The following is a 22,163-nucleotide window of genomic DNA, read 5'->3' on the forward strand; positions in this document are numbered from 1 at the left end:
TTGCGGCAAACCGGCTGCGAGAGGCTGTGTCATGGGGCCGCACCGACCGACAATTGGGCACACCGCCGACCAGCTTGGCGGGGAGCGCCCAGGAACTGTGCAACACAACATCCTGGCCGCCGCGGCTTGCGGGGTGTCCAGCTTCATCGCCGCGCAGGGCGGCTGTCCCGACCGGGTGTTCCACCGCGCCGGCGTGGAGGAGCGGGCGCTCGGCCAGCCGACGGTGGCGCTCGACCTCCGCGCCTATGTGGCGATGATGGAGGTGGCGGCGGCGGAGACCGGCAACGACAATTTCGGCCTGATGTTCGGCCGCCAGTTCCAGCCGGAGATGCTGGGACTGATCGGCTCCATCGCGCTGGCCGCCCCGACGCTGGGCGCGGCGCTGGACCATCTCGCCCGGCTGTTCCCCTTCCACCAGCAGGCGACCGAAACCCGCTTCGTCCGCGAGGGCGAGTTGCTGCGGCTGGAATACCGCATCCTCGACGGCTGCATCGTCGAGCGGCGCCAGGATGCCGAGCTGACCATGGGCATGTTCGCCAATGTGGTGCGCGCCTGCCTGGGGCCGCAGTGGATGCCGGAGGAGGTGCATTTCGAGCATCCCAAGCCGGAGGGCTGGCGCCAGCATCAGGCGCTGTTCGACGCGCCCGCCCATTTCGGGCAGCGTACCAACGCAATATTGCTGCGCGACCGCCATCTCGACCGCCGCATGCCCGGCGGCGACATGGCCCGGCTGACCGGGCTCTGCGGCACGCTGATCGACATCGCCCGCGGCACCGGCACGCCGCCGCTGCTCGACCGCGTGAAGGCGGAGGTGCGGGCGCGGCTGCCGGAAGGACCGCCCTATGTCGAGGACATCGCCGACCGGCTCGGCATCGCCCGCTGGACCCTGCAGCGCCGGCTGGCCGACGAGGGGCTGAGCTTCTCCGATCTGGTGGAGGGGGTGCGGCGCGATCTGGCCGCCGTGTACATCCGCCAGCGCCATGTGCCCATCGCCGACATCGGCGCGCTGCTGGGCTATTCGGAGGTCAGCGCCTTCAGCCGGGCCTTCCGCCGCTGGTTCGGCGTGTCGCCGGCGAGGATGCGCGAAGGGCAGGGCTGACCGTACCCGCCGGCGTCGGCATCCTGGCCCGTGCCGATGGCGGACGCGATCCGGCTGTCATAAGATCGGCATCAGGACATTTCCCAAGCGGAACAGACCCTGGGCGGGACAGGCCGGATATGGCGCGCGCATCGACGAACCTTCACCGTTTCTGGCGGGATCCCGCCCTTCCGCATCTGGAGGCGCGGAGCATCGAGGATGGGCACGGGGTCTGTTATGGCTGGCACAGCCATCCGACCTTCTCCATCGGGCTGGTGACCGGCGGGGTCAGCGAATTCCGCATCGGCAGCGACTGCCACCGCGTTTCCGCCGGCACCATCGTGCTGATGAACCCGGAGGAGGCGCATGTCTGCAACCCGCTCGGCGGACAGCCCTGGTCCTACTGCATGCTATATGCCGACGCGGCATGGCTGGCGGCGGTGGAGGGGGAGGAGCGGTTCCGGTCCTTCGCCCCGGCGGTGAGCCGCGACCCGGATTTGGCCGACCGGCTGGGACGTCTGTTCGGGCTGCTGTTCGACCCGACCACCGGCAGCGCCGGAACTGAGGAGGCGGTGCGGTCCTTCTTCACCAGTCTGCGGCGGGCGCTTGGCGGAACGCCTGTCGATGGGGCGGACGGCGGGGAACATGGGGCGCTGGAACGGGCGGCCGACTTCATCTCCGCCCATTGCACGCAGCCCTTGCGGCTGGCCGACATCGCCGTGGTTTGCGGGTTGTCGCCGTCCTATCTGGTGCGGTCCTTCAAGGCGCGCTACGGGCTGACCCCGCACGCCTACCAGATCAACCGCCGTATCCAGTTCGGCAAGCGTGAGCTGCAGCGCGGCCGGCCGATCGTGGAGGTCGCGCTGGACGCCGGCTTCGCCGACCAAGCCCATTTCCAGCGCGCTTTCAAGCGACATGTCGCCGCCACTCCGGGCCAGTACATGCGCCGAGGCTGACGGGGTCAGGCGGCGATGCCGATATGGAGCGCACTCGCCGCGAGCAGGGCGGCCATGGCGCGGTTGAACAAGCGTATCCGCCGCTCGTCCGCCAGCAGATGGCGCAGCCGGGCGCCAGCGTAGGCCCAGCTGCCGACGGACAGATAGCAGATGAGGAAATACAACGCGGCGAAGACCCAGAGCCGGGCCGGATCGTCTCCGGCATAGGCGCCGACCCCGGCAAGCGCGGCAACCCAGGCTTTGGGGTTCAGCCACTGCATGGCGGCCCCCTGCAGCAGGGTGGGGGCGGGCGGCTGTTCTCCCGCCGCCACCTTGCCGTCGCTCCGCCACAGCGCCCACCCCATCCACAGCAGGAAGGCCATGCCTGCCCAGCGGGTGAGCGTGACGGCGGCGGGCCAGCCGTGCAGCAGCTCCGCAAGCCCAAGCCCGGCCAACAGCAGCAGCAGGACGAAACCCAGGGTGGCCCCGGCGACATGAGGCAGGGTGGCGCGCAGGCCGTGGGCCACCCCGCTGGACAGAGCCACCACGTTGACCGGCCCGGGAGAGATCGACGCGGCCAGCGCAAAGCCGGCCATCGACAAGTAGAGCGACATCATCGTCCCGCCCTATTTCAGCAGTGGCAGGGAGCCGGTCAGCGACCGGACCAGAGCCGCCGGTCCGTGCAGGCAGAGGCCGAGATAGCGCAATTCCTCCTGCCGGGTGGCGGCGAGGCGCCGGCTGTAGTCGTCGTAGCTTTTGGCACGCTGGGCGACGTCGGTCATGCCGATCACGCGGAGCCCGTCCGCTTCCCGTTCCGCCGCCTGCCCGCGCAGGGCGCGCAGCCCGTCGGCATCGGAAACCAGGATCGGCATCACGATGGTGGTGATGCCGGGATGGCCGATGCCGTCGGCATCGTTCAGGTCGCAACCCACCAGTTCGGGCCGCTCTTTCCCCAGCGTCATCGACAGGGCGGCGGCGGTGTTGGCGATCAGCCCCGGTGGCAGGGCGCGGTCGATGATGAAGGCGCAGCGTGTCACGTCCGGCTTTCCTCTGTTGGACGAAGGTCAGGCCGGTGGACTGTCGCGGGTGGGGCGGGGGCCGGTATTGAAGGAAATTACCCCGGGCCGGGAAGTGTCCTGCCGTTCAGAGGCCGACCTCCACCGCCGCGTTGACGACGTAGATCTGCTCGTTGCGGTCGTTCTTGTCCGCCAGGAAGATGCCGCTGGGCGCCAGCATGCCGCCGCTGGTGACATGGATGGTGACGGCGCCATAGGGGAAGACGGCCTTCACCGCCTCGTGGTCCAGCCGGTCAGCATCGGCCGGGACGGCAAGGTGGACCCTCACCTGCATCCTGCCGGTGTCGCCATCCACCAGGGCGCGCATGCCGGGCATGGAGTTGCGCTCTATGGCGTTGCGCACGGCGCGGACGGCGGCCTTGGTTACGTCCTGGCCGTGCAGGTCCACCCCCATGCCGAGTTCCACGAACATCACCTGCTTCATCGCGTCGGGCTTTCCTGTCGGTGTCGGGTGGTGGGGATGATGGCGCGCAGGCGTGGGGAGGACCAGGGGGCAGGGGTGGGATTTTCGGGGGGTGGAAGCGGTGGATTTGCCCCCTCCCCAACCCTCCCCCGCTTCGCGGGAGAGGGTGCCTTATGCGAAGTGGCGCCAGTCCCCTCTCCCACCGAAGGTGGGGGAGGGCTAGGGAGGGGGCCAGCCGCATCCCCTCACTCCATCGGCAGCCCCACGTAATTCTCCGCCAGTGCCGTCATCGCGGCGCGGGAGTGGACGAGATAGTCCAGTTCCGCCAGATGCACGCGCTGCTCGAAGGGCGACTCGCGTTCGTTCCGGTGCAGCATGGTGGTCATGGACCAGGAGAAGCGCTCCGCCTTCCAGATGCGGCGCAGGCAGGTGGCGCTGTAGCGTTCCAGCCCCTCGGTGCTGCCGGACTTGTAGTAGGCCGTCATGGCGCGGGACAGGACGAGCACGTCGGCGACCGCCAAGTTCAGGCCCTTGGCGCCGGTCGGCGGCACGATGTGGGCGGCGTCGCCGGCAATGAACAGGCGGCCGTGCTGCATGGGATCGCAGACGAAGCTGCGCATGGCGATGATGCCCTTCTGGAAGATCGGGCCCTCCGTCAGGGTCCAGCCGCTGTCGTCCTCCAGCCGGCGGTGCAGTTCGGACCAGATGCGGTCGTCCGACCAGTTGGCGATGTCGTCCTTGGGATCGACCTGGATGTAGAGCCGCTGCACCTCCGGCGACCGGGTGCTGAGCAGGGCGAAGCCGCGCTCGTGGTTGGCGTAGATCAGCTCACCGTGCGACGGCGGCGCCTCGGTCAGGATGCCGAGCCAGCCGAAGGGATAGATCATCTGGTATTCGGTGCGCGCGGCGGCGGGAATCTCCTGCCGGCTCGGCCCGTGGAAGCCGTCGCAGCCGGCGACGAAATCGCAGCGCAGTTCCTCCACCGGGCCGTCGGGGCCGCGGCGGAACCGGACGCGCGGCGCCTTGCCGTCGAGATCGTGGAACTGCACGTCCGACACGCCGAACAGGATGCTGCCGCCATCCTCCAGCCGTGCGGAGACGAGGTCGCGGATCACCTCGTGCTGGGCATAGACAGTGACGCGCTTGCCGCCGGTCAGCTCGGCCATGTCGATATGATGGCTCCGGCGGTCGAAGCGCAGCGTGATGCCGGAGTGGAAATGGCCCTCGCGCATCATGCGGCCGCCCAGGCCCATCTCGTTCATCAGGTCCACCACCCACTGCTCCAGCACGCCGGCGCGGATGGTGCCCTCGATCTCCTCGCGGCTGCGATGCTCCAGGATCACCGACTCGATGCCCTGGCGGTGCAGCAGATGGGACAGGAACAGGCCGGCCGGGCCGGCGCCGACGATGGCGACCTGTGTGCGGGTCGATCCGGTGGTTTGCATGTCTCTCGCCCTCTTCGGGAAACCGGGTTCGGCGCGTTTTTGCTGATTGTTATAAGCGCCAATCATTCGTGCTCATGCTATTCCCGCAGGCGGATGGCCGGACATAGACGAACCGGTGAAAGGCTTGTACTTTTCATCGTCAGGCCGCCGGAGCCCGTGCGATGTCCGCCCAGCATGCCCACAGCGCCGAACCCATTCCCCGCTATTGGCTCTACGGAGAGCCGCCGGCCGTCCCGGAGCTGCGCTTCGTCCATATCGAGACGATCCCGGAACGGATGCGCTTGTACAATTGGGAGGTCCGCCCCCACCGCCACGACGGGCTGAGTCACGCGCTGCTGGTCACCGGCGGCGGCGGGCGGCTCACTGCCGATGGGGTGGACACCGCCTTTCGCGCCCCCGCCCTCATCGTCGTGCCGGCGCAGGTGGTGCATGGTTTCAGGTTCTATCCCGGAACCGACGGCCATGTGTTGACCATGTCGGAGGGCTTCCTGGCCGGCGTGCTCGCCGCCGCGCCGGAGGCGGAACTGCGCGACGCCCCGCCCCTGCCCCTGGCCTGGGATTTGGGCGAGGGATCGGACGAGGCGACGGCGTTGTCCCATGCCTTCGCCGCCATCCGGCGGGAGTTCCGCGCCCATCATGTCGGCCGGGCCAGCGCGATTGCCGCCCATGTGATGCTGCTGCTGGTCGCCGTGGCGCGGCTGAGGGCCGACCGGCGCGACGATGGGGCCCGCGACGGGCAGGGGCAGTCCCCCGATGTCCGGCTGCTCGCCCGGCTGCGGCCGATGATCGACGAGCGGTTCAGCCGGCATTGGCCGGTGGAGCGCTATGCCGCGGCGCTGGGCGTCACGCCCGGCCGGCTGAATGCCGCCTGCCGCCGCGTCACCGGCCTGTCGACCCTGCAGTTGGTCCATGCCCGGCTGATGCTGGAGGCCCGGCGGTCGCTGATCTACACCAGCCACGGCATGGCGGAGATCGGCTACGCCCTGGGCTTCGAGGATCCGGCCTATTTCTCCCGCTTCTTCACCAAGCGCGAGGGGCGGTCGCCGCAGGCCTTCCGGCGGGCACACGCCAAGGACGCGCAGGAGGCCGACGGCGCAGCGGGAGGCAGCCTTGACGGCAACGGTCTTGACCGGACCGGGGGCGTCTCACCACAGTAGCATCCTGCGGATTTGGTGGGGCGGCCGGGCACGCCCTGCGGGAAGGGGTGATGGCGATGGACAGCCTAGACGTGACGATGCGGGATACGGCGGAGTCGGTCGAACAGTCGCTGTGGCGCCGCCTGCGCGCCGATGCCGTTCGCGTTGCGGAGGAGGAAAGCGGCCTCGCCCCCTTCCTGTATGACGCGGTGCTGGCGCGCGACGGCTTCGGGCCGGCGCTGGCGGCGCTCCTGGTGCGCAAGCTGGCCGACCGCGCCATGCCGGAGGACCGGTTGGCCGCCGTGGTGCGCGACGCCATGGAGTCCGATCCGGCCATCGTCGATGCCGCCGCCGCCGACCTCGCCGCCATCCTGGCGCGCGACCCGGCCGCCGACGGCTGCCTGACGCCCTTCCTCTACTTCAAGGGCTTCCATGCCCTGCAATGGCACCGCGTCGCCAACTGGCTGTGGAAGCGGCAGCGCCACGACCTTGCCCATTTCCTGCAGAGCCGCGTGTCGGAGGCGTTCGCCGTCGACATCCACCCCGCGGTTCCGGTCGGGCGCGGCGTCTTCATCGACCACGGCACCGGCGTGGTGATCGGCGAGACCGCGGTGATCGGCAACGACGTGTCGATTCTGCAGAACGTCACGCTGGGCGGCACCGGCAAGGAGCATGGCGACCGTCACCCCAAGGTCCGCGACGGCGTGCTGCTGTCGGCCGGGGCCAAGGTGTTGGGCAACATCACCATCGGCGCCCACGCCAAGGTGGGCGCCGGCAGCGTCGTGCTGAAGGACGTCCCCGGCTGCGCCACCGTGGCCGGCGTGCCCGCCAAGGTCGTCGGCTGGTGCCGCGACGAGCCGGCCCCGGCGCTCACCATGGACCAGAGCCTGCAGCAGGGCGACTACAGCATCTGACCGCCTTGCGGCCTGAATTGGCCGTGTCCCTCATGCCGTCCCTTGCGCTGTCTCTCCGCTGTCACCGGAAATCCGCTGTCGGGGTGCCTACATAGAAGACGGGCGTGGAGTCCGCGCGGGGGCAGGGCGTGAGGGTTTTGAAGGTGCTGCTGGCATTTCTGTTGACGCTGGTCCTGCTGCTCGCCGGGCCGGCCTTTCTCATCGCGTCCGGAGCCGTACCGACGGCCGTCGACTGGAGCCGCATCGACCGCAGCCCGGTGGGCCTCGCCCCCGACGCGGCGACGACGCCGGAGGCGGTGGTGCAGGTCTATGCCGCGCGCGTGCTGTCCTGGCGCGGCGCCTTCGGCGTGCATCCCTGGTTCGCCGTGAAGCCGGCCGGCGCCCGCAGCTACACCGTCTACGAGGTGATCGGCTGGCGCGCCTACCGTGGCCTGCCGGTGGTGGCCGTCAGCAACCGTGATCCCGACGGCCGCTGGTTCGGTGCCCAGCCCGCCCTGCTGGGGGAACTGCGCGGTGCCGCCGCCGAGGCCGCGATCCCCAAGATCGCTGCGGCCGCCGCCAGCTACCCCTTTGCCGGCGAGTACCGGGTCTGGCCCGGCCCCAACAGCAACACCTTCGCCGCCTGGGTCGCCCGCGCCGTACCGGAACTGCGGCTCGACCTGCCGTCCACCGCGCTGGGCAAGGATTATCTGGGCCGCGGCCTGTTCGCGCGGGCGCCGAGCGGCACCGGCTGGCAGGTCAGCCTGTTCGGCGTCGCCGGCCTGCTGCTGGCGCTGGAGGAGGGGCTGGAGATCAACCTGCTGGGCCTGACCATCGGCATCGACCCGCTGGACCTTGCAGTGAAACTGCCGGGACTTGGGCGTATCGGATGGTTCGATTCCGGATCGGCTTGAAGGAACCAAAGACGCAGATTGTAAGGGGAAAGAAGACGGTCAGTTGGTTTGACCGAAGCACACCATCCTGACCTTGAACTTTGAAGGGAGGATGGTGCCCAGGGACGGAGTCGAACCGCCGACACGGGGATTTTCAGTCCCCTGCTCTACCAACTGAGCTACCTGGGCATCTCTGCGCCGCTTGGTGGGTGACCGTTTCGGTCGGTGCGGCGCGTCGTGTGGGGCGCTTTTTAGAGAGGTTCGGACGGGCTGTCCAGAGAAAAATTCAGAAAATTTTCGACCCCCTTACAGCCCATCGTCAGGGTCGGAATCGCGGGTCGGAACCGGGGCTTCCGAGCCCGGAATGCGGTAGCCTTCGCCCAGCCAGCGCGACAGGTCGATGTCGGCACAGCGCTTGGAACAGAAGGGGCGGGTGGCCGGTTCGGTCGGGCGGCCGCAGATCGGGCACTGGGTGCCTTTCTCGCCGATGGAGCCCGCCTTGGCGCCGGCGTGGGAATGCTCATGGGAATGGGGGCGCTGCTCGGCGCCGGGGGATTGGGGATCGGACAAGGGACGGTCTCCGTAACGAACTACTGCTGTAAGCGGCTAGGGACGCAGCAGGGCGGCCAGCGGCGTGCCGCGGCGGGCGCGGGTCAGCTCGACCAGGCCAAGCTTCGACATGCCATAAACTTGGGTCTGCACCGGGTCGCTTTCCACCGCATGCGACAGGGCGGCCAGCACGCGCTCGGCATCGCCGCGGCCGCGCATGTTGACGAAATCCACCACCACGATGCCGCCGACATTGCGCAGGCGAAGCTGGCGGGCGATCTCTGCCGCGGCGTCGATGTTGACGTCCACCGGGTTGCCGCGCTCCCCGGCATTGACGTCCACCACCGTCAGCGCCTCCGTCCGCTCGATCACCAGCGAACCGCCGAGCGGCAGCGGCACTCGGACGTCGAGAAGCTCCGCAATCGCAGAGTCGAGGTCGCGCAGGTCGAACAGGCGCTGGGAGGCCCTGTGGGCGGTCAGCCGTGGCAGCAGGTCGGGGGCGTGGCGGTCGCACCAGCCGCGCAAGGCCGACAGCAGCGGACCCTCTCCGACGGCGATGCCGCCGGCTGGGGCCGGGTCGTCGACGATGATGGACTCGGGTGCCACGGCGCCCTGCTCGATCAGGGCGCGGGTGGGGGCGTCGGGGCCGGGGTGAAGCAGGCGGGGGGCGGAACCGGCGCGGGCATCGTCGCGGATGGCGCGCCATTGCAGGTGCAGCGCTTCCGATTCGGCGGCCAGAAGATCGTCGGACACCTGGCCGGCCCCGGCGCGGACGATCCAGCCGGCGCCGGTGACAAGCTCTTCGATGCGGCGGCCGAGCGCCGCGCGCTCCGGGCCGGTACCCAGGCGCTTCGACACCGCGATGTCGCGGCCGAGCGGCGCATGCACCAGGAAGCGGCCGGGAAGGGTGATGTCCATCGTCAGCGACGGCCCCTTGGCCCCCGCGGCATCGGCCTTCACCTGCACCACCACCGGCTGGCCGGCGCGCAGCAGCGCGCCGATGGCGGCCGGCTTCGACCCCGGACGGGGATGGGAGCGCGATTGGGGGGAGTCGTCGTCGAGAACGGGGCGGCGCACGTCGGCGGCCGGCAGCAGGCCGGACAGGCCGCCGCCAAGATCGATGAAGGCACCGTTCAGGCCGGTGGCGATTCGCTCCACCCGGCCGAGCATGACGGCGCCCAGCAGCGACGGGCGGTCGGCATGGTCGATGTGCAGGTCGGTCAGGCGGCCGTCGGCCAGCACCGCCGCCCGCGTCAGCGGACCGTCGCGGTCGACCAGCAGCTCAAGCCTGTTCATTGCTCAGGCGGGGCAGGGGGAGAAGGCGGGAAGCCGGCGCCGTGCAGCATGCCGGCGACCTCGTGGAGCGACAGCCCGACGACATTGCTGTAGGAGCCGCCGATCCAGCGCACCAGCGCACCCGCCCGGCCCTGGATGGCATAGCCGCCGGCCTTGCCCTTCCATTCGCCGGACGCGATGTAGGCATCGGTTTCCGACCGGTCGAGCACCTTGAAGGTGACGTCGGTGCGGACCAGCCGGTCGATCCTGCGGTGGCCCTCTCTGCCAGCGTCGGGCACCAGCAGGACGATGCCGCCCAGCACCCGGTGCCGCCGGCCGGACAGCAGGGACAGGCAGCGTCGCGCCTCCTCCTCCCGCTCGGCCTTGGGCAGGATGCGGCGGCCGCAGGCGACAACGGTGTCGGCGGCGAGAATCCACGAATCGGGATGGCGCGCAGCGACGCACGACGCCTTCTCCGCCGCCAGACGCAAGGCGTGCTGGGGCGGGAGTTCGTCGCGCAACGGCGCTTCGTCGAGATCGGCGGGATCGACCGCGTCGGGCACGATGCCGATCTGGCGCAACAGGTCGAGCCGGCGGGGCGAGGCCGAAGCCAGCACCAGCCGGGGCGCCTTGGACGGGAACGTCACGGGGAACCGCGATGCAGCAAGGATGCTACTTGAACCGGAAGGTGATGCGGCCCTTGGTCAGGTCGTACGGCGTCATTTCCACATTGACGCGGTCGCCAGCCAGGACGCGAATCCGATTCTTACGCATCTTGCCCGAGGTGTGCGCGAGAACCTCGTGATCGTTGTCGAGCTTCACCCGGAACATCGCGTTCGGAAGCAATTCGACGACGGTCCCGGAAAACTCGATCAGATCTTCCTTTGCCATAGGCCCTTATGTCCGTCCTAATAGTTTCGCGGCAATAACTGACCTTCCAAAGCCGCCGGGTCAAGTGGGATTCCCATCGCCGATGCGTTCGGCCGCAGCCCAGCCGCGCGGGGCAGCCCCGCGTTGCGGGTCGGACAACCCTCCGGCACCGCTTCCGCTGGCCCTTCGGTCAGACCGACTGATGGGGGTTGAGCGGCGATGCGCTGCCCTCGTCCAGGCGGCGCGGCCGTTCCAGCGCTTGGCCGATGGCCGCGAACATCTCGCGCTGGTCGATCTCCATGCGCCGCGTCAGGCGGCTCACGGTTTCCGCCGCGCTCAGGGCGCGGCCGCTGGACCGGTCGTGAAACAGGCTGTGATTCGACTTCGCGGCGCTGGGCAGCAGGTCTGCGGCGACGGCGCCCGGCGTCGATTCGGCGGCGCGAATCAGCTTCGCCGCCCCGCCGGAGCCCAGAACATAGGCCATGCGGCTCTCCGATTCGCTGGCCTGGCGGCCCAGCCGCTTCTCCAGCGCGTCCCGTCCCTCGGCCAGATAGCGGGCGGCCATGCCGGCCGACAGGTCGACATCGTGGCGCAGTTCCAGGATCTGGCGGCGGATCGCCGGATCCTTGACGCTGGACACGCCGTTGCGGACCTGGATGTGCGAGGCGAGTTCACCTTGCCCATAGGCGGCGCCATGGCGGCGGAACAGGTCGAGCCAGGTGGATTCCAGGAACTGGAACGGCCCGGCGGCGGAGCTGCGGCTGTTCTTCGCCGCGCTGTCCAGCCCGCTTTCCTGCGTCGCCTGGGCCAGGATGGCCGTGAAGCTGTGGCCGGACAGGCCGGCGACCTGCTGCGAGGCGACCAGCACCCGCGCTGCGGTCGGATTGTCGGAGGTCACCGCCTCCACGGCGTCCGCGACCCTGGCGGAGCTTGGCACCGGGGCCGGAACCACCGGCTTCAGTCCGGGCAGTGGCGCGCGCGGCGCCCCCGCGGTCGCCGGGCCGGCCTCGGCAGCCAGCAGGACGGGTGCCGCGGGCTTGGCGGCGGGCACCGGCACGGTCGTGCCGTCGGCCAGCCTGATGGGTGTCACCGGCTTCGCCGCAGGAAGGGGAACCTGGGTGCCGTCGTCCAGCAGGACCGGGGCCGCCGGCTTGCCCAAGGGCAGAGGTGGTGCCTTCTGGCCGTTGACGAGCCGGCCGACCGGAACGCTCGCCGAACGGCCTTGCGAGGTCTGGGCCAGCGAGTCGCGAAAGGACGGCTCGGCGCCGGCACCATTGGCCGGCGGCGGAAGGATTTCGGGCTTGCGCTCCGGAACAGGGGCGAGAGGGGGCTGCGCAACCTTCATGGCACACACTTCGCTGCAGGCCGGCAGAGCCTGCCGGGGTCGAGGCCCGCCCGGCCGCGCATCGGGAGCGTGAGCGCGGCCGGGACGGTGCAGGCACTATAACACCGACTCGTCAGCTGTGTGCGATCAACTGCGGGCGCTGGGCATCGGGACCATCCCCATCCCGGGCCCCATCCCGGGCCCCATCCCGGGCCCCATCCCGGGCCCCATCGCGCCCCCCATCACGCTCATGGCCGAACTCGCCGCCGCCGGACCGGTCGCCGGACCGGTCCCCGGACCTGTCGTTGTGGCCGTCATCGGGGCGGGCCCAGCGGCCGACGGCGGCCAGAAGCTTCGACTTTTCGAGCGGCTTTGCCAGATGCGCGTTCATGCCCGCCTGCAGGCAGCGCTCGACCTCCACCTGCATCACGCCGGCGGTCAGGGCCAGGATCGGGATCCTGCCGATCGGAGCGGGCAGGGCGCGGATGCGGCGGGTGGCCTCCAACCCGTCCATCACCGGCATCTGCACGTCCATCAGCACGATGTCGTAGGTCTGTTCCTGCACGGCGGCGACGGCGGCGGCGCCGTCGACCACGGCGTCGACATGATGCCCCGCCTTGGTCAGCATGGTCATCGCCAGATCGCGGTTCATCGCCAGATCCTCGGCCAGCAGGATGCGCACGCCGGGGCTGCCCGGCTCGATGCTGGAGACGGCGGTGCTGTCGGGCTGGACCGCGGCGCTGCCGGCTGACAGCAGCGGCAGCGAGAACCAGAAGGTGCTGCCGGCGCCCACCTTGCTGTCCATGCCGATCTCGCCGCCCATCAGCTCCACCAGACGGCGGCAGATGGCAAGGCCCAGCCCGGTACCGCCGCGCCCGCGCTCCAGCTGGGTGAAGCGCTGGAACAGGTCGCGCTGCCGGTCGGCGGCGATGCCGATTCCGGTATCCGTGACGGTGAAGGTGCAGATGCGGTTCCCGCCCGGCCGGCCCCCGGACTTGCCGCCTCCCAGACTGCTGCCGTCGTCCTCCACCGCCTTCACGGTCAGCCGGACGGACCCGCGGTCGGTGAATTTCACCGCATTGCCCAGCAGGTTCAGCAGGATCTGGCGCAGCCGGTCGGGATCGCCCATGACGAAGCCGCGGGCGGTGGCGGAGATGGTGGTCTGGATCTCCAGCCCCTTCTGTTCGGCGGCAAGCCGGACGATGGCGACGCAGCGGTCGGCCAGATCGTCAAGCCGGAACGGCACGCTGACCAGATCGAGCCGCCCGGCCTCCAGCTTCGACAGGTCGAGCACGTCGTTGATGACGGTCAGCAGCGACCGGCCGGCATCGCGCACCTGCGAGGCATAGCGGCGCTGTTCGGTCGTCAGCGGCGTTTCCAGCAGCATTTCCGCGAATCCGATCACGCCGTTCATCGGCGTGCGGATCTCGTGGCTCATGGTGGCGAGGAATTCCTCCTTGGCGCGGCTGCCGGCCCGCGCCTCCTCCATGGCGGAGCGCAGTTCCTGTTCGCGCTGCTTCAGGCGGCGCGACATGTTGTTGAAGGCGTGGGAGACGACGCGGAATTCGTGGGGCGCGCGATCGGCCTCGATCATGGTGCCGCCGCCGCCGTCGCCGATGCGGGTGGCGGCACTTCCCAGCTCCCACACCCAGCGCAGGACGGAGGCGCGCAGCAGCACCCACAGCGCGATGACGCTGACCAGCCCGGCGATGGCGAGCAGGCCCAGGCTTTGCCACAGGTCGCGCCGGGCCTCCGCGATGATCGGGGCGGTCGGCATGCCGACGGCGAAGACGGTGTCGGTCTCGCTGGAATGGCGGAAGGCCCACAGCCGGCCGCGGCCGTCGGCGCTTTCGGAATCGAAGGCGCCGTTGCGCTCGCGCAGCATGTGCTGGACATGCTGCATGTGGAAGACGTTGCGGTTCAGCCAGCCTTCCGGGTCCGGCTGGCGGGCCACGATCACGCCGTGACGGTCCAGAACCATGACGCGGGCGTCCGGCTGCTTCAGCACCTTCACCAGATCGGTCAGCCAGGTGAGGTCCACCGCCACGCCGATCACGCGGACGATCCGTCCATTCTCCATGATGGGGCCGGCGACGATGATCAGCGGCTTCAGCGAGCGCTTGCCGATGATGAAGTCGCTGACCACCCAGTTCTTCGTGTCGAGGACGCGCTGGAAATACTCGCGTTCCCTGAGCGAGATGCCGGCGCCGGGGCCGGTGGTGTCGCAGATGATGTTGCCTTCGGCGTCGGTCAGCCAGACGCCGGTGGTCCAGCGGTGCTGGCGCGGCATCGGCGACAGGGTGGCGACGCAGGAATCGGTGTCGATGGGCGTCGCATCACGGATCGCCGGAACCAGCGACAGCACGCCGAGCAGGTTGCGCGCCTCCCCGATCAGGTCGCGCTGGCGCTCCACCCCGTCGTCGGCGAGGTGCAGGGCCAGTTCGCGTGCCGCATCGATGCGGTCGTCGAGCTGCTGGTCGGCCAGATAGAGCGCACCCGCCAGCGGAAGGGCCAGCGATGCCAGCACGACGCCCATCAGGCGTGCACGCAGGCTGCGCGGACTGAAGGCGCGGAGAAGGCGGGGCAGCAGACCGGCGGGCATGGATCAGGGGCTCTCCGCGGGAACGGGCGTCGACACACCCGAGCCTAGGCCGGCACGCAGTGGTTTGCGATGACACAGCTCAATAGCATTGCGCGGGACGCCATGGGAACAGGCTGCAGCGCAAAAAGTTGCAAAATGCCAAAATTATTACCGACCATGCCGTGTGCCGTGCGGCGGCATTTGACGGCCGTCAAGGCCGGCCGGCCGGGCTTCCAGGATGGTTCGCCCACTGCACCGATCATCCTTGCACCGATCCATCCGTCAGGAGGCCCGCCCGATGCAAACCCACAGCGACTGCGTCATGACCCCGGCGAGACCGTCCGGCCGGGGCGCCGGCATGGCAAGGCAGCGCATCCGGCGGATCGTGCTGACCCTGCATCTGACGCTGGGGCTCGTGGTTGGAGGACTGCTGGCCCTGACCGCGCTGACGGGCAGTCTGCTGGTCTTCTACGTCGACATCGACCGCATGCTGACGCCGGAACTGGTGGTCCCGGCCGGACAAAGGGATGGGCGGACGGCCCCGGCGCCGCTCGACCGGGTGGTTCAGGCGTTGCGCGAGGCCCATCCGCATCGGACCGGCGGCTGGCGCCTGGAACTTCCCCATGGCCCCGACCATCCGATCATGGCGCGCTACATGAAGCCGGAGGAGACGGCGGGGAAATCCTTCGCCCCCCTGATGGTGGCGGTGAACCCGTATAGCGGGGAGGTGCTGTCCTCCCGCTTCTGGGGGCGGACCGCCATGACCTGGACCTATGATCTGCATTACCTGCTGCTGGCCGGCGACACCGGCCGGATGGTGCTGGCGGCGGGCGGCATCGCCAGCCTGCTGATCCTGGCCAGCGGGGTCTATCTGTGGTGGCCGGCCGCCGGGAAATGGGGACGGGCGCTGATGCCCCGCATCCGCTCCGGCTTCGTCCGGCAGGTGTTCGACATCCATGTGCTGGCGGGCGTCTACGGCCTCGTCGTCCTGCTGCCGCTGATCGTCACCGGGGTGGTCATGGAACAGCCGGACTGGGTGAAGCCGATGGTCGAGAGGCTGTCGCCGCTGACCCCGGCGCCCGCCGTCGCGTCGGCCAAAGCGGGGATGGAGGTGGGGGCGGACGCCGCCCTGGCCGCGGCGCTCGCCCGCTTTCCGCAGGCCGAGCCGCGCTGGGTCGAGGTGCCGGCGCAAGCGGGCGGCGCCTACCACATCCGCCTGTTCCAGGCCGGCGAGCCCGGCTGGCGCTTTCCGAAGACCAGCGTCTGGGTGGACGGCGGCGACGGCACGATCCTGGACCTGCGCGACCCCACCCGCTGGACCTTCGGCGACGCCTTCTTCGGCTGGCAGCATCCGCTGCACAACGGCGAGTGCTTCGGCCTGTGCTGCCGCATCCTGGTGGCGGTGGCCGGCCTGCTGCCGGCATTGCTTCTGGTCACCGGCGTGGTGCGCTGGCGGCAGAAGAAACGGCCGCGGCCGGTGGCGGCGCGGGCCGGAGGGTAATGCTTGCCTTGTTTCTTTTGGCTGCCCGCTTTTCTTTCCATTCGCGCCATGGTAGTTCGCGGATAGCTTTCTATCTCCAGGGCAGGCTGTGGCAGACGACCATGATCTGGAAAGTGGCAGGGGGCGTGGTGTCCTGCCTCGGCATATTGCGGCAGCGCTTCATCACCATGCCGATGATTGCCATCTGAAATTGGATGGCGACGCCAGGAGCTATGTCGTCGGACACGGGAAAGCAACGGGATACGAGCATCTGTTCGCGTATGACCTCGATGCGGAAAAGGAGATCTGCCGTCACAGCGATGGCGAGCCCGAGCGGGTCGGTATTCCGGAGACCCTCGCCTGTGCCGGTGCGGACGCTCACCGCCGCATCGTCATCCACCACAATCATCCCAACGGCTCCTCCCTGAGCGCGGCCGACCTCCGACTTTTCGAGTATTTCCCAGGAATTGCCACGATTTTTGCTCATGGTCATGATGGCATCGCATACAGAGCGACCATTCTGCAGCGGGGAAATATCGGCAGGGCCATGCGGCAGGTGCAGGGTGTCGTCACCGACTGGCATCGCTCCAACGCGCTGGTGGCGCCGGCAAGCCGACTTGACGGTGCATGGATCACAACCCACGTGCTGTGCCTGATCTTGCAGGCTGCCGACATGATCGACTATCGTTTCCGCAAGGTTGCGGAGCGGCGCAAGGGGTACGAGTTCGCAACCCTCGCGGCGGACTTGCTGATATCGAGGTCGGCAGCGGAGTTGCGGAATTCACTGGGGAGCAGAAGATGAGCCTGGGCGTCCCATCACCTCCCGACGATTTCTTCCATGTTGAACCCTGGCAGCAGTGGCGGGAGACGCTCGTCCGACTGCATGATGGAGCCGACGGCATTCAGAAGCGCCTGCTCTCCGATGCGATCGCCGACGCCGATGCCGAAATCGGTCGGATCGAACGATATCGAGCAGGGATCGGGCCGTATAGGGCTGTTGCCGCCGGCTGACCGCCGTTACACCGTTGGCCCGCGCGTCAACGGGAAGCGCTGCTTGACCTTGGCCAACAGTCCGTCGCGCACCTGCCGGTAGGCTTCCAGCATGGTATCGCGGGTGCCGTCGACCAGGGTGGGGTCGAAGGTGTTCCAGAACTCCACGTCGCAGGCCATGGTGCGCGTCATCTCGATGGCGCGGTGCTGTGCCTCGGGCGACAGCGAGACGATCAGGTCGAAGTTGGTGTCTTCCAGGTCCTCGAAGGTGCGGCAGCGGTGCTTGGACAGGTCGATGCCGATCTCCTCCATCACCGCGACGGCGAAGGGATCGACCTCGTCGCCCTCGCGGACGCCGACCGAATCCACATAGACGCGCGTGCCGTGGTAATGGCGCATCATCGCCGCCGCCATCGGCGAACGGATCATGTTGTAGGTGCAGGCGAACAAGACGCTCGTCGCCGGCAGGGGGGTGAGGACCGGGGTCGCCGCCATGGCCTTGCGCCGCCCGTGTCCGTCAACCGCGGATATGCAGGACGCAGATCAGCGTGAACAGCCGGCGCGCGGTCTGCAGGTCCATCTCCACCTTGCCGGCCAGCCGTTCGCGCAGCATCTCGGACCCCTCGTTGTGCAGGCCGCGGCGGCCCATGTCGATGGCCTCGATCTGCGAGGGCGTCGACCGCTTGATGGCGGCGTAATAGCTCTCGCAGATCAGGAAGTAATCGCGGACGATCGACCGGAAGCCGGTGATCGGAAGCATCAGCCTGTCGAGTTCGCTGTTGTCCTCGCGCCGGATGTCGAAGACCAGCCGGTTGTCCTCGATCGACAGGTGCAGGTGGTACGGCCCGTCCTCCGCGAAGTCGCAGGGGCAGAACTCGTTGTCTTCCAGCAGGTCGAAGATGGCGACGGCGCGCTCATGCTCCACCTCGGGCTTGTGGCGGACGACACTCCGCTCGTCGAGCGTCACATGGGTGATGCGCCGCTTGCTTTTCGCCGTCGTCACGCCCCGTCTCCCCTGCTTCTTACGCTTTATAACCCGGCAGCCGCTGGGCGACGGAGCGCGCATGCGCCTCCAGCCCCTCGGCCATCGCCAGCGTCACCGCCGCCGGGCCGATGGCCCGCAGGCTTTCGGCGTCGCAGGCGACGAAGGTCGTCCGCTTCATGAAGTCCAGCACGTTGAGGCCGGAGGAGAAGCGGGCGCTGCGCGCCGTCGGCAGCACATGGTTCGGCCCGGCCACATAGTCGCCAATGGCTTCCGGCGTGTAGCGGCCGAGGAAGATGGCACCGGCATTGCGGATCCGGGCCGCCAGCGCGTCCGGATCCTCGACCGCCAGTTCCAGATGCTCCGGCGCCAGACGGTCGACCAGGGCCGGCGCATCGGCCGTCAGGTCGCCGACCAGGACGATGGCGCCATGCTCGCGCCAGCTCTCGCCGGCGATTGCCGTGCGTGGCAGCGTTTCCAGATGCTTGTCGACCGCCGCCGCGACCGCGTCGGCGAAGACGGCGTCGTCGGTGATCAGGATCGACTGGGCCGAGGTGTCGTGTTCGGCCTGCGACAGCAGGTCCATGGCGATCCAGGCCGGATCGTTGTGGCCGTCCGCCACCACCAGGATTTCCGACGGGCCGGCGATGCTGTCGATGCCGACAAGGCCGTAGACCTGCCGCTTGGCGGCGGCGACGAAGGCGTTGCCGGGGCCGACGATCTTGTCCACCGGCCGGATCGTCGCCGTGCCGTGGGCCAGCGCCGCGACCGCCTGGGCGCCGCCGATGCGGTAGATCTCGTCGATGCCGCAGCGCTTGGCGGCGGCCAGCACCAGCGGGTTGATCGCCCCGTCCGGCGTCGGCACCACCATGACGACACGCTCGACGCCCGCCACCTTGGCCGGCAGGGCGTTCATCAGCACCGACGACGGGTAGGAGGCGGTGCCGCCCGGCACATAGAGGCCGACGGCGCCGACCGGCGTCCAGCGCGCGCCCAGCCGCACGCCGGCGGCGTCGCGGTAGTCGGTGACCTCCGGGATCTGGCGGCGGTGGAACTCCTCGATCCGCGCGGCGGCGAGGTCGAGCGCCTCCAGCGTCTCGGCGGAGCATTTGGTCGTGGCGGCGTCGATTTCGTCCCGGCCGATGCGCAGGGTGTCGGCCGTCAGGGTCAGGCGGTCCCAGCGGGCGGTGTAGTCGATCAGGGCATCGTCGCCGCGCGTGCGCACCTGTTCGATCACCCCGGCGACCAGCGTCTGGACATCCTCGCTGGCCTCGCGCTTGGCGTGCAGCAGGGCCTCGAAGCCGGCGGCGAAGTCCGCGTCGCGAATATCAAGCCTGACGGGCATTCACCGCCTCCCGGAACTTGTCGATCCACTGAGAAATCTCGGCCGTCCGCGTCTTGAAGGCGGCGCGGTTGACGATCAGGCGCGAGGTGACGTCGGCGATATGCTCCACCTCCACCAGCCCGTTGGCCTTCAGCGTCGATCCGGTGGAGACCAGATCGACGATGCGGCGGCACAGGCCCAGCGTCGGCGCCAATTCCATCGCGCCGTTCAGCTTGACGCACTCGGCCTGGACGCCGCGGGCGGCGAAGTGGCGCTTCGTCACCTCCGGATATTTGGTGGCGACGCGCACATGGCTCCACCGCGACGGATCGTCGCTCTCCATCATCTCCACCGGCTCGGCGACCGACAGGCGGCAGGCGCCGATGCCGAGGTCGAGCGGCGCGTAGATCTCCGGATAGTCGAACTCCATCAGCACATCGTTGCCCGCCACGCCCAGATGGGCGGCGCCGAAGGCGACGAAGGTCGCCACGTCGAAGGAGCGGACGCGGATGATGCTGAGGTTCGGCACATTGGTGGCGAAGCGCAGGAGCCGGCTCTTGTCGTCGTCGAAGGCCGGCTCCGGATGGATGCCGGCATGGGACAGCAGCGGGCGCAGCTCCTTCAGGATGCGGCCCTTGGGCAGGGCCAGCACCAGTTGGTCATCGACCGGTGCGGCCGTCATCGCTGCGGCAGTCACCCCTTGGGCGCTGGGATCGGCGGACAAAACACTCTCCTCGCATCGCTCGCCGGGGCGGTGTGCAGGCCCCGGATGAACCATCGACGCGATAGATAGCACATTCCGCGCGCCCGTCACCTGTCGGTGTCGCGCCCCGCATCGTCCGCGTGGCCCGTTGGTCGCCGGCGGCTGCGGCACGACGGCGGCAGGTTGCCGGGATATGGTTACAATTTGATTCAGAAAATCCATCAGTAGGCGCATTGACAGGATTTATACAATTTTCGTCCATTCACTTTAAGGAACATCAAAGCAATGATTGCGTCGCTCCATCCCATTTCCCAAGGCGCCGTCCGGCCGGCTATTCTGACGGCCTTGGCCCTGGCGCTCTCCGCCGCCCCCATGGCTGGCGCCCTTGCCGCCTCTTCCACCTCCTCCGGCAATTGCGCCTATCCGCAGAGCGGTTCGGTGTCGCTGGCGCTCAGCTCGGGCGCATCGTCGGTTCTGAACGGGTACATGATCGACGTCGCGGTGCTCGACGCGAACAACGCGGCATCGGCCGGCGTCCAGCCGGTGATGGTCGACACCGGCTCCACCGGCCTCGCCCTGCCGTCCGGCAAGGTTCCGGCCAGCGTCTGGAACGCCTCCACCCAGACGACCCAGATCGCCTATTCCAGCTCCGGCAATTACTACGCCGGCAAGAACGTCAAGGCGGCGATCGCCCTGCCGCTGAGCGGCGGCGGCTATACCAACACCACGCCGGTCGACATCATCGCCACCAGCTGCCATTGCCAGGTGACCTCCAACCCGCCGACCAGCACCGCCACGGTGGATCCGAACAACTGCGCCAGCTATGAGGGCACCGCCCCGGTGAACGGCAAGACCGGCACCAGCTTGGCGAACTGCGCCAAGGTCAGCGACGGCTTCGGCATGATCGGCGTCGGCTTCGACCGCGGAACATCCCCGACCACCACCAACAATCCTTTCCTGAACGTGCCGGCCGCGGCACATGCCGGCTATGTCTTCACCCAGCAGGGCATCGACATCGGCCTGACCCAGGCGAACGCCAGCGGGTTCCAGACGGTTCAGCTGACCCAGGTGTCGCCGCAGCCGACGACCGGCGGCACGGTGTGGAACGGGGCAACCGCCTGTATCACGCTGAAGGATTCGAAGGGGACCGCGCTGGGCGCCCCGCTCTGCGGCAGCACGCTGGTGGATACCGGCCTGGACTACATGTTCATGGCTTTCAGCGACAGCGCCCGCCCGGCCGGTTCCGTGGACACCGTCACCGTGAACGTGCCCCAGCCCGGCGGCGGAACCAAGCCGGTGAAAGAGACGATCGTCACCCCCGGCCTGACCATGGAACTGACCGTGGCGGGCACCACGCTGAACCCGACCCTGACCGCACAGCTGAATCCGCCGAAGGTGGTGCTGCCGCTCGACCAGTCCCAGGCGACCTGGATCGAGCCGAGCAATGGCAACTTCATCAACACCGGCCGGCATTGGCTGAGCAAGGTCGACTACCTGTTCGACCAGTCCTGCGGCCAGATCGGCTTCAAGCAGCTGTCGCAGTAACCGGCACCATTCGTGCGCGGCGGTTTCCGCAGACCGCCGCGCATTTACCATCAGAAAAATGTATAAACGTGGAAAGTACACTTATTTGCGAAAAAGCCGGTTGACTGAATACCGATATCGGCAGTAGACATTATCCATCGGACGCCCCGCCGGGGCATCCCGCGGCAATTTGACTTCTGCAGCTTGCGCCGCGTCACCAAACGCTAAAGCGCCACGATACCGGTCGTGGACCTCTTCAAGAAGGAGAGACCGGAATGACATCGCGAGTTTCCGCTCCCCCATCCGTGCTTCGGACCGCTTTCCCGGCCTGCATGATGCGCCCGGGCCTGTGTTGCCGCTGACCTCGCGGCCCCAAGACACAGCGCCCATTCCGCACATCCGCCAGTCCTGAACGCATTTGCGCCGCCGTCCCGCCCCGCCCCAGTGTGCCGAGGGCCCGGCCGCGCCAGGGGGAGTCCTTCGCCATGTCCCACGCCAGCGCCTACGCCATCGAAGTCCAGGGCCGCTCCGCCGGCATCGTCGTCGCCGAGCGCGGCGGCTTCACCTTCTTCGTGTCCGATTGGGCTTTCCGTGATCTCGACCGCCGCGTCTTCCGCAATGTCGGACAGGCCCAGCGCGCCGCCCACCAGCATTACAGCCGGCTGCCGGACACCCGCCGCCGCTGACCCCCGATAAATGCCC

The 22,163-nt window shown here is 68.8% G+C and carries 24 protein-coding genes and 1 tRNA gene; 10 read left to right on the forward strand and 15 right to left on the reverse strand.

Features of this window, described 5'->3' with window-relative positions; all coding sequences use genetic code 11:
* The first annotated feature begins 97 nt into the window (after nucleotides 1-97).
* Both qhpR and ACWPKK_RS25515 read left to right on the forward strand, forming a co-directional pair.
* Nucleotides 98-1,099, forward strand: coding sequence for an AraC-like transcriptional regulator QhpR (gene qhpR / locus ACWPKK_RS25510; protein WP_452009997.1), 1,002 nt, complete (start codon nucleotides 98-100; stop codon nucleotides 1,097-1,099).
* Between the two features lie 119 nt (nucleotides 1,100-1,218).
* Nucleotides 1,219-2,034: a helix-turn-helix domain-containing protein gene (locus ACWPKK_RS25515; RefSeq protein ID WP_452010000.1), complete on the forward strand. Its 816-nt coding sequence runs from the start codon at nucleotides 1,219-1,221 to the stop codon at nucleotides 2,032-2,034.
* 5 nt (nucleotides 2,035-2,039) lie between these two features.
* Here the strand turns inward: ACWPKK_RS25515 and ACWPKK_RS25520 are convergent, their stop codons facing one another.
* The 4 genes from ACWPKK_RS25520 to pobA all read right to left on the reverse strand — a co-directional run bounded on the left by ACWPKK_RS25520 (nucleotide 2,040) and on the right by pobA (nucleotide 4,937).
* Nucleotides 2,040-2,627, reverse strand: a complete 588-nt coding sequence (locus ACWPKK_RS25520) for a LysE family translocator (protein ID WP_452010759.1) — start codon at nucleotides 2,625-2,627, stop codon at nucleotides 2,040-2,042.
* Between the two features lie 12 nt (nucleotides 2,628-2,639).
* Nucleotides 2,640-3,050, reverse strand: a complete 411-nt coding sequence (locus ACWPKK_RS25525) for a DUF2000 domain-containing protein (RefSeq protein ID WP_452010002.1) — start codon at nucleotides 3,048-3,050, stop codon at nucleotides 2,640-2,642.
* A 106-nt stretch (nucleotides 3,051-3,156) separates the two neighbouring features.
* Nucleotides 3,157-3,513: a Lin0512 family protein gene (locus ACWPKK_RS25530; protein WP_452010004.1), complete on the reverse strand. Its 357-nt coding sequence runs from the start codon at nucleotides 3,511-3,513 to the stop codon at nucleotides 3,157-3,159.
* A 224-nt stretch (nucleotides 3,514-3,737) separates the two neighbouring features.
* Entirely contained in the window at nucleotides 3,738-4,937 is a 1,200-nt protein-coding gene (gene pobA, locus ACWPKK_RS25535) for a 4-hydroxybenzoate 3-monooxygenase (protein WP_452010006.1), read from the reverse strand.
* A gap of 161 nt (nucleotides 4,938-5,098) precedes the next feature.
* Here pobA and ACWPKK_RS25540 point away from each other — a divergent pair, with 161 nt between their 5' ends.
* From ACWPKK_RS25540 to ACWPKK_RS25550, 3 genes are all read left to right on the forward strand, one after another.
* A complete protein-coding gene (locus ACWPKK_RS25540) occupies nucleotides 5,099-6,094 on the forward strand; it encodes a helix-turn-helix domain-containing protein (RefSeq protein WP_452010009.1) in 996 nt (331 codons plus the stop codon).
* 50 nt (nucleotides 6,095-6,144) lie between these two features.
* Nucleotides 6,145-6,987, forward strand: coding sequence for a serine O-acetyltransferase (gene cysE / locus ACWPKK_RS25545; RefSeq protein ID WP_452010011.1), 843 nt, complete (start codon nucleotides 6,145-6,147; stop codon nucleotides 6,985-6,987).
* A 128-nt stretch (nucleotides 6,988-7,115) separates the two neighbouring features.
* Nucleotides 7,116-7,880 (forward strand): DUF3750 domain-containing protein, encoded by a 765-nt coding sequence (locus ACWPKK_RS25550; RefSeq protein ID WP_452010013.1) that lies wholly within the window; start codon nucleotides 7,116-7,118, stop codon nucleotides 7,878-7,880.
* 92 nt (nucleotides 7,881-7,972) lie between these two features.
* On the opposite strand, the gene ACWPKK_RS25555 is transcribed toward ACWPKK_RS25550, so the two are convergent.
* From ACWPKK_RS25555 to ACWPKK_RS25585, 7 genes are all read right to left on the reverse strand, one after another.
* A tRNA-Phe gene (locus ACWPKK_RS25555) sits at nucleotides 7,973-8,048 on the reverse strand.
* Nucleotides 8,049-8,165: 117 nt separating this feature from the next.
* The gene (locus ACWPKK_RS25560) at nucleotides 8,166-8,429 is read right to left on the reverse strand and encodes a DNA gyrase inhibitor YacG (RefSeq protein WP_452010015.1); all 264 of its coding nucleotides are present in this window, start codon (nucleotides 8,427-8,429) and stop codon (nucleotides 8,166-8,168) included.
* 36 nt (nucleotides 8,430-8,465) lie between these two features.
* Nucleotides 8,466-9,704, reverse strand: coding sequence for a ribonuclease E/G (locus ACWPKK_RS25565; RefSeq protein ID WP_452010018.1), 1,239 nt, complete (start codon nucleotides 9,702-9,704; stop codon nucleotides 8,466-8,468).
* Entirely contained in the window at nucleotides 9,701-10,330 is a 630-nt protein-coding gene (locus tag ACWPKK_RS25570; RefSeq protein WP_452010021.1) for a Maf family protein, read from the reverse strand. Before ACWPKK_RS25570 ends, ACWPKK_RS25565 begins: the two co-directional genes overlap by 4 nt.
* A gap of 25 nt (nucleotides 10,331-10,355) precedes the next feature.
* A complete protein-coding gene (gene infA / locus ACWPKK_RS25575) occupies nucleotides 10,356-10,574 on the reverse strand; it encodes a translation initiation factor IF-1 (protein WP_012977999.1) in 219 nt (72 codons plus the stop codon).
* Nucleotides 10,575-10,743: 169 nt separating this feature from the next.
* Nucleotides 10,744-11,898 carry a lytic transglycosylase domain-containing protein gene (locus ACWPKK_RS25580; protein ID WP_452010023.1) on the reverse strand — a complete coding sequence of 385 codons (1,155 nt, stop codon included), beginning with the start codon at nucleotides 11,896-11,898 and terminating at the stop codon, nucleotides 10,744-10,746.
* Nucleotides 11,899-12,010: 112 nt separating this feature from the next.
* The gene (locus ACWPKK_RS25585) at nucleotides 12,011-14,479 is read right to left on the reverse strand and encodes an ATP-binding protein (protein WP_452010025.1); all 2,469 of its coding nucleotides are present in this window, start codon (nucleotides 14,477-14,479) and stop codon (nucleotides 12,011-12,013) included.
* A gap of 277 nt (nucleotides 14,480-14,756) precedes the next feature.
* Between ACWPKK_RS25585 and ACWPKK_RS25590 the strand changes: the two genes are divergently transcribed.
* From ACWPKK_RS25590 to ACWPKK_RS25600, 3 genes are all read left to right on the forward strand, one after another.
* The gene (locus ACWPKK_RS25590) at nucleotides 14,757-15,959 is read left to right on the forward strand and encodes a PepSY-associated TM helix domain-containing protein (RefSeq protein ID WP_452010028.1); all 1,203 of its coding nucleotides are present in this window, start codon (nucleotides 14,757-14,759) and stop codon (nucleotides 15,957-15,959) included.
* An 88-nt stretch (nucleotides 15,960-16,047) separates the two neighbouring features.
* On the forward strand, nucleotides 16,048-16,740 hold the full coding sequence (locus tag ACWPKK_RS25595; protein ID WP_452010030.1) for a hypothetical protein: 693 nt from the start codon (nucleotides 16,048-16,050) through the stop codon (nucleotides 16,738-16,740).
* Nucleotides 16,737-16,949 carry a hypothetical protein gene (locus ACWPKK_RS25600; protein ID WP_452010033.1) on the forward strand — a complete coding sequence of 71 codons (213 nt, stop codon included), beginning with the start codon at nucleotides 16,737-16,739 and terminating at the stop codon, nucleotides 16,947-16,949. Before ACWPKK_RS25595 ends, ACWPKK_RS25600 begins: the two co-directional genes overlap by 4 nt.
* A gap of 6 nt (nucleotides 16,950-16,955) precedes the next feature.
* Here ACWPKK_RS25600 and ACWPKK_RS25605 read toward each other — a convergent pair whose 3' ends face one another.
* The 4 genes from ACWPKK_RS25605 to hisG are packed head-to-tail and all read right to left on the reverse strand — an operon-like array spanning nucleotide 16,956 to nucleotide 19,916.
* Nucleotides 16,956-17,423, reverse strand: coding sequence for an arsenate-mycothiol transferase ArsC (locus ACWPKK_RS25605; protein WP_452010035.1), 468 nt, complete (start codon nucleotides 17,421-17,423; stop codon nucleotides 16,956-16,958).
* Nucleotides 17,424-17,445: 22 nt separating this feature from the next.
* Nucleotides 17,446-17,931, reverse strand: coding sequence for a UPF0262 family protein (locus tag ACWPKK_RS25610; RefSeq protein WP_452010038.1), 486 nt, complete (start codon nucleotides 17,929-17,931; stop codon nucleotides 17,446-17,448).
* A 19-nt stretch (nucleotides 17,932-17,950) separates the two neighbouring features.
* Complete coding sequence (gene hisD, locus ACWPKK_RS25615; RefSeq protein WP_452010040.1) at nucleotides 17,951-19,255, reverse strand: histidinol dehydrogenase; 1,305 nt, start codon at nucleotides 19,253-19,255, stop codon at nucleotides 17,951-17,953.
* Entirely contained in the window at nucleotides 19,239-19,916 is a 678-nt protein-coding gene (gene hisG, locus ACWPKK_RS25620; protein WP_452010762.1) for an ATP phosphoribosyltransferase, read from the reverse strand. Before hisG ends, hisD begins: the two co-directional genes overlap by 17 nt.
* Before the next feature lie 306 nt (nucleotides 19,917-20,222).
* Between hisG and ACWPKK_RS25625 the strand changes: the two genes are divergently transcribed.
* Together ACWPKK_RS25625 and ACWPKK_RS25630 are read left to right on the forward strand one after the other, a co-directional pair.
* Complete coding sequence (locus tag ACWPKK_RS25625) at nucleotides 20,223-21,482, forward strand: hypothetical protein (RefSeq protein WP_452010042.1); 1,260 nt, start codon at nucleotides 20,223-20,225, stop codon at nucleotides 21,480-21,482.
* Between the two features lie 464 nt (nucleotides 21,483-21,946).
* A complete protein-coding gene (locus ACWPKK_RS25630) occupies nucleotides 21,947-22,147 on the forward strand; it encodes a hypothetical protein (RefSeq protein ID WP_149222881.1) in 201 nt (66 codons plus the stop codon).
* Nucleotides 22,148-22,163 lie beyond the last annotated feature (16 nt).

The sequence above is a fragment of the Azospirillum largimobile genome, from assembly GCF_977007025.2.

Excerpts from the sequence above, each read along its gene's own strand:
- ACWPKK_RS25585 (WP_452010025.1), bottom strand. The coding sequence starts at position 14,479 with ATGCCCGCCGGTCTGCTGCCCCGCCTTCTCCGCGCCTTCAGTCCGCGC.
- ACWPKK_RS25530 (WP_452010004.1), bottom strand. The coding sequence starts at position 3,513 with ATGAAGCAGGTGATGTTCGTGGAACTCGGCATGGGGGTGGACCTGCAC.
- hisD (WP_452010040.1), bottom strand. The coding sequence starts at position 19,255 with ATGCCCGTCAGGCTTGATATTCGCGACGCGGACTTCGCCGCCGGCTTC.
- ACWPKK_RS25605 (WP_452010035.1), bottom strand. The coding sequence starts at position 17,423 with ATGGCGGCGACCCCGGTCCTCACCCCCCTGCCGGCGACGAGCGTCTTG.
- cysE (WP_452010011.1), top strand. The coding sequence starts at position 6,145 with ATGGCGATGGACAGCCTAGACGTGACGATGCGGGATACGGCGGAGTCG.
- ACWPKK_RS25590 (WP_452010028.1), top strand. The coding sequence starts at position 14,757 with ATGCAAACCCACAGCGACTGCGTCATGACCCCGGCGAGACCGTCCGGC.
- ACWPKK_RS25580 (WP_452010023.1), bottom strand. The coding sequence starts at position 11,898 with ATGAAGGTTGCGCAGCCCCCTCTCGCCCCTGTTCCGGAGCGCAAGCCC.
- ACWPKK_RS25600 (WP_452010033.1), top strand. The coding sequence starts at position 16,737 with ATGAGCCTGGGCGTCCCATCACCTCCCGACGATTTCTTCCATGTTGAA.
- ACWPKK_RS25630 (WP_149222881.1), top strand. The coding sequence starts at position 21,947 with ATGTCCCACGCCAGCGCCTACGCCATCGAAGTCCAGGGCCGCTCCGCC.
- pobA (WP_452010006.1), bottom strand. The coding sequence starts at position 4,937 with ATGCAAACCACCGGATCGACCCGCACACAGGTCGCCATCGTCGGCGCC.
- ACWPKK_RS25565 (WP_452010018.1), bottom strand. The coding sequence starts at position 9,704 with ATGAACAGGCTTGAGCTGCTGGTCGACCGCGACGGTCCGCTGACGCGG.
- ACWPKK_RS25540 (WP_452010009.1), top strand. The coding sequence starts at position 5,099 with ATGTCCGCCCAGCATGCCCACAGCGCCGAACCCATTCCCCGCTATTGG.
- hisG (WP_452010762.1), bottom strand. The coding sequence starts at position 19,916 with ATGACGGCCGCACCGGTCGATGACCAACTGGTGCTGGCCCTGCCCAAG.
- ACWPKK_RS25520 (WP_452010759.1), bottom strand. The coding sequence starts at position 2,627 with ATGTCGCTCTACTTGTCGATGGCCGGCTTTGCGCTGGCCGCGTCGATC.
- infA (WP_012977999.1), bottom strand. The coding sequence starts at position 10,574 with ATGGCAAAGGAAGATCTGATCGAGTTTTCCGGGACCGTCGTCGAATTG.
- ACWPKK_RS25625 (WP_452010042.1), top strand. The coding sequence starts at position 20,223 with ATGATTGCGTCGCTCCATCCCATTTCCCAAGGCGCCGTCCGGCCGGCT.
- ACWPKK_RS25515 (WP_452010000.1), top strand. The coding sequence starts at position 1,219 with ATGGCGCGCGCATCGACGAACCTTCACCGTTTCTGGCGGGATCCCGCC.